The organism is Thermodesulfatator atlanticus DSM 21156, from assembly GCF_000421585.1.
GTDB classification, from domain to species: Bacteria; Desulfobacterota; Thermodesulfobacteria; order Thermodesulfobacteriales; family Thermodesulfatatoraceae; genus Thermodesulfatator; species Thermodesulfatator atlanticus.
This window is the reverse complement of record NZ_ATXH01000001.1, coordinates 65,773-81,037: the sequence shown is the minus strand read 5'-3', so window position 1 is coordinate 81,037 and position 15,265 is coordinate 65,773. Positions and strand designations below refer to the sequence as shown.

Sequence of the window (15,265 nt, the reverse complement as noted above, 5' to 3'; positions counted from 1 at the left end):
CGAAAAGCTAGGATAGAAAATCTAAACAGGAGGAGGGTATGTCTTTTATCAAATGGCAGGACGAATTCCTGGTTGGCATTCCCGAAATAGACGCCCAGCACGAACAACTTATCGAAACCCTTAACCGGCTCCACGCGCTTTTGCGTAGCAAAACCCCTCCCAAGGAAGAAGTATATGACGTCTTAGAGTTTCTAAATCACTACACCATTGAACATTTTGGCACCGAAGAGACCAAGATGAGAGAAACCCCCGGCTTCCCCCAAGATCTCCTTGAGCGCCATTTAAAACAACATCGCTACTTTGTAGACAAAGTCCAGGAGTTTCGAGGGGTGCTTGATGATTACCACGAAGGGCTAAATGAAAGAAGAAACGTGTTAGATCTTTTTGCCTTTTTAAGCTACTGGCTATGCGAGCATATCATGAAGATAGACAAAGAAACAGCGCGTTATTTCAACGGTACTAACCCTAATATTCTTGAGGCAAGCGCTTAAGCTGAGCAAGGGTAAATACCGGGCCATCTTTACAAACAAGAGCAGGCCCTACATTGCAATGGCGACAAAGACCAAGGCCACAACGCATTTTATTTTCTAATGAAAGATAGATATCCTGAGGGGAAAATCCAAGTTTTTCAAGAATTGGAAGGGTAAATTTAATCATTATCGGGGGTCCGCAAACAAGGGCTACACTTTCTTTCCCGCTAGGTGCTATTTTTTCGGTAATCTGCGGGACAAAACCTACCAGTCCATCCCAGCCAGCGACTTCCCTGTCAACCGTAAGGTATAGGTTTAAGTCTTTTCGTTTTTGCCAGGCCTTGAGTTCATCGCGGTAAAGTAAAAGCCCAGGGCTTCTTGCACCGTAGATCATGGTGATTTGGCCAAAGTCTTTGCGGTTTTCCAGAAGATAAAGAAGAGTTGTCCTAAGAGTTGTAACGGCAAAGCCCCCTGCAATAAGCACTATGTTTTTCCCGCAAAAAGACTCTACCGGATAGCCGTTTCCCATTGGGCCTCTTAAACCAATTACCATCCCTTCGCTCAAACGGTGCAAGGCATCGGTAACAAGACCAGTCCTAAAGACAGAAAACATTAGGAGTTCTTCTTTGGGAGAAGAGGCAATACCAATAGGGCATTCTCCCTTTCCCAAAACAGAAAGCATCGCAAACTGCCCTGGTTTGTGAACAAAAGGTTTTTCTTCTAACAAGCGCAGGTAAAAACTTTTTATCAGGCCGTCTTCGGTTTCCACGCGGATTTTTTCAATACGGGCTGGCACCGGATACATGCTAAACCTCACCCATGGCCTGTATTATCTCCCAAAGGTTGATCCCTGCCGGACAGTTGGTGTTACACCGCCCGCATCCCACACAAAGAGGCTCTCCATATTCGTCTAGAAAATATTTGAATTTGTGCATAAAGCGGTTTCTAAACCTGGCAAGAGGACTTCTGCGCGGGTTATGCCCTGAGGCGTGCTGGGTGTATAAAAGAAACATGCAACTGTCAGGGACCCTTATACGCAGGCCCTTTTCGCCCACAACCTCATCATGCACGTCAAAACAATAACAAGTAGGGCAAAGAAACGTACATATCCCGCAGTTAAGACAAGCAAAGGAGAGTTTTTCCCAAAAAGACGCGTTATAAATCGTCATCAGGTCTTTTTCTTTTAAGCGCAAAAGGGAAGGGGAGGGATTTTTATTTTTTAGAAAGTTTTTAGCTATTTCGTTGAATAAGGCTTTGTCTTCTGGCAAAGCTTCTTTAGCTTCTACAGGAACAAGCGTTTTTCCCTTTTCGGTAATGGGTTTTAAGAGGAGTTTTTCATCTTTTTCAAGGAAGAGCAAATCTAAGCCCGATCCTGAAAAAGGGTCAATACCCATGGCCCAGCAAAAACAATCCGTGCTCTCTGCTAAGCAGGCCTTACCGATAAGGCTTGTGTTTTTATATCGCAAAGAGAAAAAAACATCTTCCTGATAGACTTTTTTTATGAGGGTTAAAGCGTAAGCATCACAGGCCCGCACCCCAAAAATTATTCTCTCATCTGGAGACGGGCTTAGTTTTTCAGGAAACGCTCCAGGAGTTACCTCAAAGGAAAGCATGGGCTCACGTGGAGGAAGAAAAAACTCCTTGGGGCTAAGGAGAGGTTTGCTTTCAAAGGTGATATTTCCCTGATAGGGTTCAAACTTCTCTTTTCCCGGCACAAAAAGCCTTGCCTTTTTTTCAAGAAAAGCTAGCCAATTATCCAGTTTTTCGCGCCCTAACACGTAAAGCATTAAATTTTTCCTTGTTCTTTCAGCTTGTGGGTAAATATAAAGTCTTCAGGGTCGTTTTCGTGAAAAGTGTTAAAAAGAAGCGGCTCTTCAAGGGAAAGCCCTGCCTCGTAACCAAAAGCGTGTAAAGCTTCTTTTCCAAGTTTTTTAGTAAGAAGAGCCACAGGAATATCAAAAGGGCAGGCCGCCTGACAGGCCCCACATTCCACGCACCGGCCTGCCAAATGATAGGCTCGCACAAGGTGATAAAGGGCAACATCTATAGGGTCGCGGCTTTTCCCAATCCAAGCTGGCCTTGTTTCGTCAACAAAACAAAAATCACAATAACAAAGCGGACACGCATTGCGGCAGGCGTAGCAACGAATACAGCGTGAAAGAAACTGATCCCAAAACCACTTACTGCGCAAAGAAATGTCTAAACCTTCGATTTGTTCCACCAAGGCGTAAGGGTCTTTGGCAGGCCTTTTCCCTTCAGCTGGAAGTAAAATGTTATAGGTTTCTGGCAAAGGATATTTGCAATAAAGGCAAGTATCACGTAAAAAATCGATTCTTTTTAAGTTTTTCGAAGTTGAAGGGGTTTTTATCGTAAGGTTTTCCTTAAAATCGTCTTCGATTGCTATGATTTGTGGGAATGAATTTTTTAGCTTTTTGGGGTCAAGCATACCAGGGCAGGGCACACCGATTAAAAAAACATCTTCTCTTTTTATTTGACCCTCTTTGATAAGCACAACCACAGCGCGCGCTACACATCCGGGGGCAAAAAGGGCTAATTTTTTCCCTTTCAGTTTTTTGAGATAGTTAGCAGGGTTAAGACCCCCAAAAGAAGGCCAGATAATTTTAGAAATTTCATCTTTGGTAGAGACAAAAGTTATTCTTTCGCAAAAAATATCTTGACCTTTGGTGTAAGCCAAAATTCCAGAGGCCAGGCCCTCTTTAAGGACATTTTTCGCAGCTTCTTTAATCTTTTCTGCAAAGGAAGCCAAAGCCTTCTCCCTTAATAATTTTTCTAAAATTTAAATTTGGACCGAGTTTTTCGAGAGTTATCGTAAATTCTTTAACAATTGCTGCAAAAACATCTCCTTCTGAGGCAGAGACCCAAGAAAACTGGACTCTTTCAGGCTCAAGGCCTGTAAATTCAAGGAGCTTTTTTAGCATATAGAACCGTCTGCGCGCAAACATGTTTCCCGTAAGATAATGGCAGTCTCCAGGATGACACCCTGCCACCAGCACACCGTCGGCCCCTGACTTTAGGGCATCAAAAATCATGGCTGGGGAAACACGACTCGAGCAAGGAACTCTCACAATACGAATGGAAGGCGGATAAGCCCTACGGGAAACCCCGGCAAGGTCAGCACCTGCGTAGCTACACCAGTTGCAGAGAAAGGCAATGATTTTCGGTTCAAAAGTCATATTTTAATCCTTTAATACCACAATCTGCCAAAGGCAGCCTCGATACTTGCGATAACAATTTCTTCATCTATATTTTTAAGTCTTATAGCACCTGAACGACAACTTGCCGTACAATTTCCGCAACCCTTACAAAGCGAGGTATTAACTACCGAAACCCTGCCGAAAGGTTTAGTCTCTTCGAGATGTATGGCCTGGTACGGGCAGACCGCCACACACTGGCCACAAGCGGAACATTTGCGCGGGTCAGTCTCTGCCACCAGGGGCTCAAGTGGCAATTCTTTTTTGGCAAGGATGGTAGCAGACCTTGCCGCTGCTGCGAGAGCTTGCCTCAAACTTTCTTCTGCGGACTTAGGGTAATGACAAAGCCCTGCCATAAAGACCCCTTCAGTAGCAAAATCAACAGGACGAAGTTTCTGATGGGCCTCAAGCATAAACCCTTGAGGAGTGGTGGCACACTTAAAAAGCTTAGCCACAGCAATGCCGCTTTCATTTGGTATCACAGCGGTGGCAAGCACCAGCAAGTCAGGACAAAGTTCCAAAGTCTTTTTGATAACAGGCTCAAAGACGCTTAGCCTTAAAGTTTTGCCTGGGCTTACCTCAGGAAGACTATCAAGATCATATCGGATAAATACAGCGCCGAGTTCACGCGCCTTCTGATAAAGTATTTCATTTTTGCCATAGGTGCGCATGTCCCGGTAAAGGACAAAAATCTTAAGTTTTGGATTTATTTCTTTAAGGGTGATGATTTGCTCCACCGTTTGAGTGCAACACACCCTGCTGCAATAGGGCCTTTCAGGGATGCGTGAGCCCACACACTGAACAAAAATTACTTCTCGAAGACTTTTAATCTTTTCAGGATGCGTTTTGATGAGCTCGTTTAGCTCAAGGCTAATCTTTATGTTTTCTGACTGCCCGTAGCCAAAAGAATAGGGGCCATGGGGAATGTACGGGTGTGCACCAGTAGCTAAAATAGCTATCCCGTGTTCCACCGCAGTTCCGTCAGAAAGTTTTGTCTTAAATTGACCCACCGAACCGGAAACATCGATGACACTGGTTTTAAGGCGTAAGTCTATCAGAGGATGGTGGCTAACTTTTTCAGCAAGTGCAAGGGCAAGATCTGGGAGCCTTTTTCCGTAAACCGTACGCGGGACCCGCAAAGCGTATCCCCCAAGGATTTCTTTTTCTTCCACAAGGGTTACAGGGAATCCTTGCTCTGCAAGAGATAGTGCTGCTTGCATCCCTGCAAGCCCACCCCCAACCACAAGCCCTCGGTTAATTACCTCTACACGTTGGGCTGAAACAGGCCTTTTAAGGCGTACCCGGTTAACAGCCATGGCCACAAGTTCTTTGGCTTTTTGGGTGGCTTTATCTGGGGTCTCAGGATGCACCCAGGAGTCCTGGTCCCTGATATTTGCCATTTCAAAGAGCTCACTGTTTAGCCCTGCAGCACGAAGTGTTTCTTGAAAAAGGGGTTCATGGGTGCGCGGGGTGCAGGCTGCCACCACAATGCGATTAAGTGCTTTTTCTTTGATGGCTTTTATAATTTTTTGGACAGTATCTTCTGCGCAGGTAAAAAGATTATCCTCTACGTGGCATACGTCTGGAAGGTGAGCGGCAAAACGGGCTACTTCATTTACGTTCACCACACTTGCAATGTTTAAGCCACAGTGACAGACAAAAACGCCTATCCTTGGAGGCTCAGGAAATACAAACCTTTCGGGCGGATAGGCTTTTTCTTGGGTTTCTTGAAAGCGTGCATCAGCAAGCAGCGCTTGAGCTCTAGCTGCAGAGGCACTTGCCTCAGCAACGGTGTCAGGGATATCTTTTGGCCCAGAAGCCTCGCCACAAACAAAAATACCCGGGCGACTCTCAAGAAGACTTTCTTTCAAAAAACCAAAGGAATCAAGCTCAGCCTGAGAAGCCTTGGCAATATTATATAGGCTCTGATGAGGTCTTATACCCACCGAAAGGATCACCAGATCAAACAATTCATCGTGGCAGGAGCCCTTTTCGTCTAGATAATGGATTAGAACAGAGTCTAGATGAGGCAAAATGCTATGAATTCTCGAGCGCACAAGGCGCACTCCCTGTTCCTTGGCCCGCTCAAGATATTCCTCAAAACCTTTGCCCATGGTGCGCATATCCATGTAAAAGATGGTGGTAGAAAGTTCTTCTTTGGCATGTTCCTTGGCAATAACCGCTTGCTTTAAGGCATACATGCAACAAATTGAAGAACAATAAGGGACTTGAGCACGATTTATATCCCGCGAGCCCACACACTGCACCCAGGCGATTTTTCGGGGAGTTTTCCCATCAAAAAGCCTTTTTAAATCCCCACGAGTAGGCCCTGAGGCTGAAAGAAGCCTTTCGAATTCATGGGCGGTCATCACCTGTGGGAGCCTCCCGTAGCAGTACTGATCAAGACCCGAGGGATCAAAGGTATCAAAACCTGGAGCAAGAAGTATAGCACCAACTTTTAGCTCTAACTCTTCTATTTTTTGAGAAAAATCAATAGCACCGTTTGGACAAGCCTTTTGACAAAAACCACAGCGGCCGGGCTTTCTGATGGCAATGCAGTGCTTTGGATCAACGGAGTACTTAAGCGGTACCGCCTGGGGATAAAGCAGGTAGATGGCTTTGCGAAAAGAAAGCCCTTTATCAAATTCGTTGGGAACCTTTTTAGGACATTTGGCAGCACATTCGCCACAAGCAATGCATTTAGATTCATCAACATAGCGCGGATTACGCCTGAGTTTTACGAAAAATTCACCAGGGGAGCCTGAAACTTCAAGGACTTCGATAAGGGTTAAGAGTCTGATGTTTTGGTTGCGAGAAACTTCAACAAGCTTGGGCGAAAGAATACACATGGAGCAATCGTTGGTGGGAAAAGTCTTATCAAGCTGGGCCATAACGCCGCCAATGGCAGGACGCGCTTCAACGAGATAGACAAAAAAACCAGAGGCTGAAAGATCAAGTGCAGCTTGAACACCTGCAATACCACCACCAACAATAAGGACAGAGCCTTTTCCCATAAAACCTCCGAGGTTATCTCAATTTTAAGCCGCGAGGACAATTCCTGTCAAAAGAAAACTGTATAGTCCCTAACAACTCCAAAGTCTTGTGAGGGAGCACCAATGACCTAAGCATCCCAAGAGTGGACCGTAACAAAAAAATGTCTGATAATGAACATTATGTAAAATAAAACTTGCAAAAATGGGAACGGATCCCGTGCGCTGTCTCTGATTAAGAATTTTCGATTTTAGTTATTTGCCGGTAATAATCTTTGAGGAAGGTTTCCACGTAGGTTTTACGTTTTTCTTGGTCATGTAAAGTCATATCCAGCTGACGGGTAAAAGCCAAAAGACGCCCCAGATAATTTAAAGTGATTTCAAGCTTTTTGTCCCTTGGTCCTAAATAAAGGCCGCAGATGAGATCCGAAGTTATTTCTACTTCAAAACCCAAGGGTTCTAAAATGTCTCGCAGGAGAAGGAGGCGCTGATGGCGTCCTGAAGACCCTGCGCCCCCTCCCTGTAAACGAAATATTAGGTAATTATCCCCTTCTTCCCTAAAAAAGGCTTCTACATTCATGAGGTGGTAGGCAAGCCGCAATCTCAAATACAAATAGTCCCTTGCAACAACAAAATAACCCTTTCCTCCTTCTCTTTTTACGCTAGTTTCAATAAAAGAACGTGATAAAACCGAAAAAAAACCGCCAAGATTAAATTCAACTGCTCCTTTCCAATCTACGTCTTCATGAGTCATCCCACGCCATAGTATAAGCAAAGGGAGAGAACAAATATCGGATATGGTAATTTCTCTTTTAAAAAGGGCTTGTTGATGCACACCATCTCCGATGTCTAAAAGATAAAAAGTTATGGGAATTCGCGGATCTTTTAAAATATGAAGAGGTCCTTCTTTTTCTAAAAGGAATAATTCGCGCACGGCAGCTTCATGAGAAAAAAAACTGAGATCTCGAAAAGTTTTAAATTCTTTAGGATTTACTACTACCGCTAAGTCTTCACTCTCAGGCAAAGCTATTGTTAAAGAAGTAATCTTTTCCTTGAGATCATTAAAAAAAGCCTCTTCAGAAATAGAAATAGACTTTTGGAAGTCCTTTCTAGAATCAGTTCTTATTTTTCTTTCCGATTGAAAAGAAAACTTTAAAATAGGTGAATTTATTGGAACACATTGGCATATATATATTTTTTCATTTTCATCTACTTCCCATCCGAGAATTATGTCTTCTTTAAAATAAGATTTTATCCTTTCTGCATAAGATAAAAGGCTCTCTATAAAAGGGGGCTTGTTGTCTTCAATAAGTAGAAAATTTTTATTGTCTTTTAAAAAAATTAGAGGTTGCTCGGGACAAGAAGGATTTGATGTATATAAAATACCTGATAGCTTTGGTTTAATAGATTTTTGGATAATTATACTTCCTTCTAAGGAGGATTCTTTCCCTACGTATGTCTGCCAAGTCTGTATTTGGTACTTAATATCTTCCAAAACAATTAAGAGTTCTTCTTTCCATATCCTGGTCAAAACTTCTAATTTGGGTAACAACCAAAATTCTTTATTAAGTGGACTTATTTGTATACTAATGGTTGCTGGATGTCCCCATCTTTTTATACATTGTTCGATCTCTTCTTCATACTGTTTTTTCAATACCCCTTGACTTAAAGGAATTACTATCCCTGGAGGGACGGGAATATCCAATTTATTTTTGATTTCACCTAACTGTGCGGCAGGAATTCCTATCTTATCTTTTAAAGAAAAATCTATTTCTTCTAACGGAAGGCACCCTACCCTATTTTCTTGAGATAGACACTCTTCTTTTATTTCTTTTTTTAGATTTTCTAGCAAAGGATATAGCCAGCGATATCTTCCTGAAGAAAGATCATTGAGACATTGTATAATAGACTTTATTTCTTTATATATCTTAAAAATATCTGTTTCTATTTTTGAAAGTGTTATCTTCTTGTTTATCTGTCTTTTAAATTTTTCTATCTCTAAAAATAAATTATATCTCTTTCTTAAAAGAACTTTAAAAGACAAGTGATTAGTCTTTATGTTAGAAAATCCTTCACTTAAAAAGAATTTTATTAATTGATTATCGTATTTTACCTTATCTTTGCTTCTTGAAGATGTCATAGTATTTTAATTGACTTGTCTTAATTAATTGTTCAATACTGAACTCTTTTGATTTTTCAGAAAATATTAATTCTACTAACTTTCTCAAGCGACGGTATCCTTTTGCCGCCTCTATCCCCTTCCCCTGAAAAGGAAGAAAGAGCGGTTTTTCTAGACTTCCCCCTTGATAAATCTTTCTATGGTAAGTATCAAGTGTAACAATCGCTCCTTCTGAAAGTTGACGAAAACCCTTTACTTGGCAAAGTGCCGGAATTTTAAGCTGCTGGCAAAGATGTCCTATGAAATCCTGTGGATGTCCTTCCTCTAATAAAACCCCTTGGATTGATTCAGATAATACGGAGATTATATCTTCTCCTTTTGGTATCATTAAAATAGTATCTTTTAACAGATATTTTTTAGGAAGACTTAATTGTCCGGTAACAACTCCATGATATACTACGATACCACCTTCCGTTAATACTTTCTCATGAGCAATTTCAGGATTAATTCCCTTAAGAACTTTTACGTCATAAAATAAAATTTGGCCGCTTTTTGTTTTTATCCATTTAAGATGTAAAGGAAAACCAAAAAAATGTTCTAAAATAAATGAATATATGAGAAAAGATCTTTTATCTTGCAAAGACAAACTATTTTCTGAAAGATTATCAAAAGAAGGATTCTTGGATAGATAACAAATATCTTCGCCAAAAACTACTAAAGATAAATGGGGACTGTCAGGGGATGAAGTATAAAATTCACCAGAACTAGTTATAGGGATATCCTCCCAAACTAATATGCTTTGAGGACTTAAATTTCTTTTTAAAGCCCTTGTTAATAACGCTATATATGCGCTGGTTATCGCCTCTAAATTGCCTTGAGCTTTTAAGGATAAATTGTTCAGATCATTAAATACCCGTAATTTTACAGCATTTTTTACGGAATAAGATTTAATAATTTCTTTTAACTCAGATTTTAATTTGTAAGGAAGTGTTTTTGTCCCTTTTTTTATTATTTCTTCTTTTATACAAGTTTCCCAGGCCTGCGGGGTAAAAACCAAAATATCTGGAACCGGAAGGCCTAAAACATTTTTTATTTCTCCTAAGATAGCAATCTCTTTTTCTAACCATCCTTGATCTTCTATATCGATTTTTGAAAGCTTAGTTACTAAAGGAGGCTCTAATTGTTGATTATTTAGACGTCTCATAATCTTTTTCTCTAGTTCTTCCAATCTCTGTGCTAACAAGAAGTCAGATTGTGTTAAGGATAGTAAATGATTTAAAAGTTCTCTCACCTCGTCGAAAAGGTTAATCAATAAAACCCTTAAGTCATGAATGGATATGGGATGTTTTTCGTCAATAATTTCCCTTAATATTTTTAAGAGAGCTTCTATCTTTACAAAAAGTCGTTCTATTTCTTGTTGGCGCTCCCGTTGAATTAATGGCAAAAGTTCATCAGCCTCTTTTAAATAGAGGCTTTTGGAGCCCCAAAAATTTCTAAAAAAGGAAAATATTTTCATCTTTTTGACCTTACTTTTTCATATTGTAACGCAAATTTAGTGCCCACCCTCTCTTGTTTCAATCTATGTTCAATTTTGAAACATATTTTTTGTGAACAATTTTATTTGTTTCATTTTTGAAACCAAAACTTCATTGATAACCGGAGTGCAATATAACTCTTCAAAATATCGTAAAAAAATTTTGGAACACTCCTTGCAAAAATAATTTCAAAATTTTTACAGGAAATTAACGGCATGAGCAAAGGAATTGTTTTATTGATTTTGGATTCATCTCAAATTTTATGCGGTGGATTTTACGCCCTACAACTGGCCAAAAGAGAAACAGCCCCTGTATATGTTCTTTTGGATATAACTGAAGATGGACCTGAAGTAACAAAAATGCTCGCCAAAATTAAAAGTAAAGCCGGAAAAGAAGGTATTGAATTGAAAATCTATTTAACTAATCACAAAGACTTAGAATCCTCTTTATTAGACTTACTTAAACGCAAAAATGTTTTTCAAGTTTTATCAATAGCCAAAAACGAAACCGAAGCAGAAAGTATAAAAGGCCAATTTAAAAGAGTAGAAGAAAAACTTTATCAAGATCCTGACTGGCCTTATTCCAGTCTACAACTTTTCATAGTGTCTGTCCCACAAGATATGGAGTCTATGGAAGAAATATCTTCATATTTTACAGATTTTGAGGAGGGGTAACATGTACATTTATCTACCTATTGCTTTGACCAGTGTGAACATCTTCCTTATTGTCGGATTGGGCCTTGGGGTAGGACTACTTTCTGGACTTTTTGGAGTAGGTGGTGGTTTTTTGATGACCCCCCTACTCATTATGATTGGGATCCCACCTACTGTGGCGGCCGCTACTGATGCTAATCAAATCGTAGCAGCTTCAGCATCTGGGACCATTGCTCATTGGCGTTTAGGAAATGTGGATTTCAAGATGGGCCTTCTTCTCTTAATAGGAGGATTTACCGGAGGGGCTTTAGGTGTCCATATCATCAAAATATTACGGGCTATGGGTAATGCTGATTTCCTTATCAAAATTACCTACGTGGTCATGTTGGGTTTGGTAGGAAGTTTTATGTTTGTGGAAAGTTTAATGGCACTTAAAGGCAGAAGCAAAAGCGAAACTCAAACAACTGCTAAAACAGCAGGTCCAAGTAAAGGTAAAAAAAGGGCCTTCATTGCCCGACTTCCTTTTCAAACATATTTTGAAAAATCTGGAGTTAGCCATTCGGTCATTGTTCCCATCTTATTAGGTGCTTTTGTTGGAATTTTGGCAGCTATTATGGGAGTTGGTGGCGGTTTTCTAATGGTGCCCGTGATGCTTTATTTGCTTAGAATGCCGATGCATGTAGTAGTAGGTACTAGTCTCTTTCAAATTATGTTTACTTGTACCGAAGTTACTTTTCTACAAGCATATACTAACCATACAGTAGATTTTATTTTAGCTATTCTTTTACTCTTAGGTTCCACTATAGGCGCACAAATAGGAGCTATTTTCGGACGTCGCCTCAAAGGAGAACAACTTAAAATTCTACTTGCTATAATAGTTTTAGCAGTAACCGTGAAAATGCTACTTGGACTTGTTATGAAACCCGACCTTCTACTATCTTACAAAGGAGGACATTAATATGCGTAACAAAAAATATATTTTCGTCTCCATCTTATTAGGAATCTTTTTATTGGGAACTTTGATTGAAAAAAGTTTCGCCTCTATTTCTTGTGAAATTGTACCCAATTATATTCCAATCCATTTTTTTTATAGTGGAAAAGACGTAGAAATTTTTGGACACAGTGATCAAAAAGCAGACGTAGTAATTGTCATCCAAGATAAGGCAGAAGAATTACATTTGAGAAAAAAAGGAAAGGTAAAAGGTCTTTTTTGGATGAATGTAGGCGAGCTAACCTTCGAGCCCGTTCCTATCGTTTTTATGGTTTTTTCTAATAAACCATTAGATCAAATTTTGGATAAAACAGAACAAGCAAAATATGGCATAGGATATGCTGCTTTATTCAAAGAAGTAAAAATAAAACCTGATCCCGGTCCTGACCGTAACAGATGGATTAAAGAGTTTATAAAATTCAAAGAACATCACCATCTCTATCGCGAAAAATTCAATTCAATTAAAATAGAACCTGAAGGCCCTAGCTATAAATATCAACTCCATTTTCACTGGCCTTTTCAGGCTCCCCCAGACGTTTATACTGTGACTGTATATGCTATCAAGGACGGCAAGGTTGTCGGTTCTTGTAAAAAGAAGATAAAAATAGAAAAAGTGGGCCTTCTCAAGACCATTTCTGATATGGCTCTAGAAAGACCGGCCCTTTACGGCATCATTGCTATTATTATTGCTATTGTGGCAGGAATAGGAGTAGGATTAATATTTGGTGGTAAGTCTAAGCATTAAAGAGCTGATATGGATATTTTAAAAAAAATCTTTACTTCTTTAGGATCAAAAACAAAAGATAAACCAGATTTAAAAGTATTATTTCATCGTTTTAGGGAGGTGATAGAATCAAATACTAAAGCTTTAGAAATTATTGCAGATATGGGAGATAAGCTTAGCGGTGATTATATTTTCGATATGGCTTATATTCGCAAAGTGACTAAAGATCTTAGTGAAGCAGTTTTTCATTCTGTTCATAATTTGAATCTACTTTGCCAAAATCGTTATCAAGAACTTTACCAAATTTTTGATCAAATAGAAACGCGCTTAGAAGCTTTAATAGAAAATAAAGTAGCTGATGGGCCGTTTGCGGTTATTTTAGATGAAAATTGTCCAGAAGACATAGACCTTTTGGGCGGGAAAATGGCCCATTTACTAGAGATTAAAAGACATCTAGGGCTTAATATTCCAAAAGGTTTTGTTATCACTTCTGCTGCTTTTAATAACTATTTGACGTATAATAAATTACATCCTTTATTGGAAGAACTTAAGGAAGCCTTAGAAGATCAGGATACAGAATCAATAGAATTAAAGCGCAAAAAAATAGAAAAAAAGATTTTAGAAGGAAAGATAAGTCCTGAACTTGATAAGGCGTTGAAAAATGCATTGAATTATTATAAAGAGGTTTGTAAAGATAGACCTTTAGTAATACGAAGCAGTGCTCAGGAAGAAGACCAAGAACTCTCTTTTGCTGGTCAGTTCGAAACTATAATCAACGTTCCTCCTACTTTATCCGCTTTAATTATAGCCTATAAAAAAGTTATTGCGAGTCTTTTTGGTCCCAAAGCTATAAGTTACGCGAGAAAGTTTGGTAGTCATCTTTTGGAAATGGCTATGGCTGTTGGTTGTTTGGAGATGGTAGAAGCTAGAACTAGTGGAGTAATATTTACAATAAATCCTCAGGATCCACATCTTGATACTCTTCTGATTACAGCTAATTGGGGCCTTGGAGGAGCAGTAGTTGAAGGACGTTTTCCGGTAGATCGCTTTGTTGTTTCTAGAAGCGATCCTAATCATATTTTAGAAAAAGATATCGCAGATAAAACACACTGTTTACTGCCATCTGAAGATGGAACAATTGAAACCGAAGTTGCACCAGAAATTAGAAAAAGCCCCTGCCTAACAAACGAGGAAGTACGAACTCTAGCTAAAATAGGACTTAGTTTGGAGAGATATTTTAAAAGACCCCAAGACATAGAATGGGTAATCAATCCCCAAGATGTACTTTATCTACTACAAAGCCGCCCTCTTTCTATTTCTAACGAAATTGTAGAAATCGATAAAATCCAAGAAGTAAAGAAGAAATATCCCATAATAGTCGAAAAAAAAGGGATAATAGCACAAAGCGGTATTGCGGCCGGACAAGTCTTTTTACTTAAGTCCCTAGAAGAGTTAGACAAATTTCCAGAGGGCGCCATACTAGTCGCACCGAGAGACTCTTCACAGTTTGTTAGGATCATGCCTAAAGTAGCAGCTATTTTAACAAATATAGGTTCTCCTACCAGTCATATGGCTACTTTATGTCGGGAATTTCGTGTTCCTGCTATAGTGGGAATGGGAGACATTACTGAAAGGGTTCAGCCTGGTGAAGTAATAACGGTAGATGCAGAAGACAATTGTATTTATAAAGGAAAGGTGGAAGAACTCCTTAAATTTCAAGCCGCTTCTCAATTGAACTTAGCTGATACTAAAGAGTTCCGATTGTTACGAAAGATTCTTCGTTTTGTAGCTCCACTTAATTTAGTAGATCCTCTTTTGCGAAATTTTAAACCAGAATTCTGTAAAACTTTTCATGATATTTTACGTTTTTGTCATGAAAAAGCAGTTGAAGAACTAGTAAGCATAGGAAAAGAAAAAGGAAATCTGTTGAACAAGGATATTACTAAAAAGCTCGATCTCCCTATTCCAACAGGTATTTTGATAATTGATTTAGGAGGGGGATTAAAGCCAGGAACGGAAGATAAAGATGAGGTAAAGCTGGATGATATAGAATGTATTCCTTTCAAGTACGTTTTGTCAGGAATGTTAGAGCCTAACGTATGGCAAACAGAAGCTGTTCAACTCCAAGTTAAAGATTTTATTTATAGTATGATTAAAACTCCTGAAATATCTCCCTCTTATTTAGGAGAAAATATCGCTGTCATCTCAACTTACTATCTCAATTTAAGCTTACGTTTTGGATACCATTTTAATATTTTAGATACTTATTGTTCCCCAAATATAAGAGAAAATCATATTTATTTTCGATTTATTGGAGGAGCAGCAGATTTAGCTAAAAGAAGCAGACGTATAAAACTTATTGAAAAGATATTATCATATTATGATTTTAATATAATGACTAAGGGGGACCTTTTAGTAGCAAGAATTGCCAATATACCTCTAGAAGAAGCAGCAAAAATTTTAAAAATGATAGGAAGACTTATAGGTTTTACACGTCAACTAGATGTCCTTATGGAAGATGATTCCGCAATAGAAGAGGCCTATCGCAAATTTTTATTCAAAAAATAATAA

Annotated in this window: 12 protein-coding genes; 5 read left to right on the top strand and 7 right to left on the bottom strand. The window is 39.2% G+C overall.

The annotated features are described in order from the left end of the window. The first annotated feature begins 38 nt into the window (after window positions 1-38). Window positions 39-491: a bacteriohemerythrin gene (locus H528_RS0100435; protein ID WP_022852381.1), complete on the top strand. Its 453-nt coding sequence runs from the start codon at window positions 39-41 to the stop codon at window positions 489-491. Here H528_RS0100435 and H528_RS0100430 read toward each other — a convergent pair. The 7 genes from H528_RS0100430 to H528_RS0100400 all read right to left on the bottom strand — a co-directional run bounded on the left by H528_RS0100430 (window position 466) and on the right by H528_RS0100400 (window position 10,307). Then, complete coding sequence (locus tag H528_RS0100430) at window positions 466-1,275, bottom strand: FAD/NAD(P)-binding protein (RefSeq protein ID WP_022852380.1); 810 nt, start codon at window positions 1,273-1,275, stop codon at window positions 466-468. The genes H528_RS0100435 and H528_RS0100430 overlap by 26 nt on opposite strands. A 1-nt stretch (window position 1,276) precedes the next feature. Next, entirely contained in the window at window positions 1,277-2,257 is a 981-nt protein-coding gene (locus H528_RS11970; RefSeq protein WP_022852379.1) for a 4Fe-4S dicluster domain-containing protein, read from the bottom strand. After that, window positions 2,257-3,237 carry a 4Fe-4S dicluster domain-containing protein gene (locus tag H528_RS11965; RefSeq protein ID WP_022852378.1) on the bottom strand — a complete coding sequence of 327 codons (981 nt, stop codon included), beginning with the start codon at window positions 3,235-3,237 and terminating at the stop codon, window positions 2,257-2,259. The genes H528_RS11970 and H528_RS11965 overlap by 1 nt, the downstream gene beginning before the upstream one ends. Further along, entirely contained in the window at window positions 3,212-3,664 is a 453-nt protein-coding gene (locus tag H528_RS0100415) for a hydrogenase iron-sulfur subunit (RefSeq protein WP_022852377.1), read from the bottom strand. The genes H528_RS11965 and H528_RS0100415 overlap by 26 nt, the downstream gene beginning before the upstream one ends. Window positions 3,665-3,675: 11 nt before the next feature. Continuing rightward, entirely contained in the window at window positions 3,676-6,696 is a 3,021-nt protein-coding gene (locus H528_RS0100410) for an FAD-dependent oxidoreductase (RefSeq protein WP_022852376.1), read from the bottom strand. A 211-nt stretch (window positions 6,697-6,907) separates the two neighbouring features. Further along, complete coding sequence (locus H528_RS0100405) at window positions 6,908-8,812, bottom strand: hypothetical protein (RefSeq protein ID WP_157608050.1); 1,905 nt, start codon at window positions 8,810-8,812, stop codon at window positions 6,908-6,910. Beyond that, complete coding sequence (locus tag H528_RS0100400) at window positions 8,787-10,307, bottom strand: hypothetical protein (protein ID WP_022852374.1); 1,521 nt, start codon at window positions 10,305-10,307, stop codon at window positions 8,787-8,789. The genes H528_RS0100405 and H528_RS0100400 overlap by 26 nt, the downstream gene beginning before the upstream one ends. A gap of 234 nt (window positions 10,308-10,541) precedes the next feature. Between H528_RS0100400 and H528_RS0100395 the strand changes: the two genes are divergently transcribed. The 4 genes from H528_RS0100395 to H528_RS0100380 are packed head-to-tail and all read left to right on the top strand — an operon-like array spanning window position 10,542 to window position 15,262. After that, window positions 10,542-11,000, top strand: coding sequence for a hypothetical protein (locus H528_RS0100395; protein WP_022852373.1), 459 nt, complete (start codon window positions 10,542-10,544; stop codon window positions 10,998-11,000). A 1-nt stretch (window position 11,001) separates the two neighbouring features. Further along, window positions 11,002-11,937, top strand: a complete 936-nt coding sequence (locus H528_RS0100390; RefSeq protein ID WP_022852372.1) for a sulfite exporter TauE/SafE family protein — start codon at window positions 11,002-11,004, stop codon at window positions 11,935-11,937. 1 nt (window position 11,938) lies between these two features. Beyond that, a complete protein-coding gene (locus tag H528_RS0100385) occupies window positions 11,939-12,715 on the top strand; it encodes a TIGR02186 family protein (protein WP_022852371.1) in 777 nt (258 codons plus the stop codon). Window positions 12,716-12,724: 9 nt separating this feature from the next. Then, entirely contained in the window at window positions 12,725-15,262 is a 2,538-nt protein-coding gene (locus H528_RS0100380) for a PEP/pyruvate-binding domain-containing protein (RefSeq protein WP_022852370.1), read from the top strand. Window positions 15,263-15,265 lie beyond the last annotated feature (3 nt).

Excerpts from the sequence above, each read along its gene's own strand:
- H528_RS0100435 (WP_022852381.1), top strand. The coding sequence starts at position 39 with ATGTCTTTTATCAAATGGCAGGACGAATTCCTGGTTGGCATTCCCGAA.
- H528_RS0100430 (WP_022852380.1), bottom strand. The coding sequence starts at position 1,275 with ATGTATCCGGTGCCAGCCCGTATTGAAAAAATCCGCGTGGAAACCGAA.
- H528_RS11970 (WP_022852379.1), bottom strand. The coding sequence starts at position 2,257 with ATGCTTTACGTGTTAGGGCGCGAAAAACTGGATAATTGGCTAGCTTTT.
- H528_RS0100415 (WP_022852377.1), bottom strand. The coding sequence starts at position 3,664 with ATGACTTTTGAACCGAAAATCATTGCCTTTCTCTGCAACTGGTGTAGC.
- H528_RS0100410 (WP_022852376.1), bottom strand. The coding sequence starts at position 6,696 with ATGGGAAAAGGCTCTGTCCTTATTGTTGGTGGTGGTATTGCAGGTGTT.
- H528_RS0100405 (WP_157608050.1), bottom strand. The coding sequence starts at position 8,812 with ATGACATCTTCAAGAAGCAAAGATAAGGTAAAATACGATAATCAATTA.
- H528_RS0100400 (WP_022852374.1), bottom strand. The coding sequence starts at position 10,307 with ATGAAAATATTTTCCTTTTTTAGAAATTTTTGGGGCTCCAAAAGCCTC.
- H528_RS0100395 (WP_022852373.1), top strand. The coding sequence starts at position 10,542 with ATGAGCAAAGGAATTGTTTTATTGATTTTGGATTCATCTCAAATTTTA.
- H528_RS0100390 (WP_022852372.1), top strand. The coding sequence starts at position 11,002 with ATGTACATTTATCTACCTATTGCTTTGACCAGTGTGAACATCTTCCTT.
- H528_RS0100385 (WP_022852371.1), top strand. The coding sequence starts at position 11,939 with ATGCGTAACAAAAAATATATTTTCGTCTCCATCTTATTAGGAATCTTT.
- H528_RS0100380 (WP_022852370.1), top strand. The coding sequence starts at position 12,725 with ATGGATATTTTAAAAAAAATCTTTACTTCTTTAGGATCAAAAACAAAA.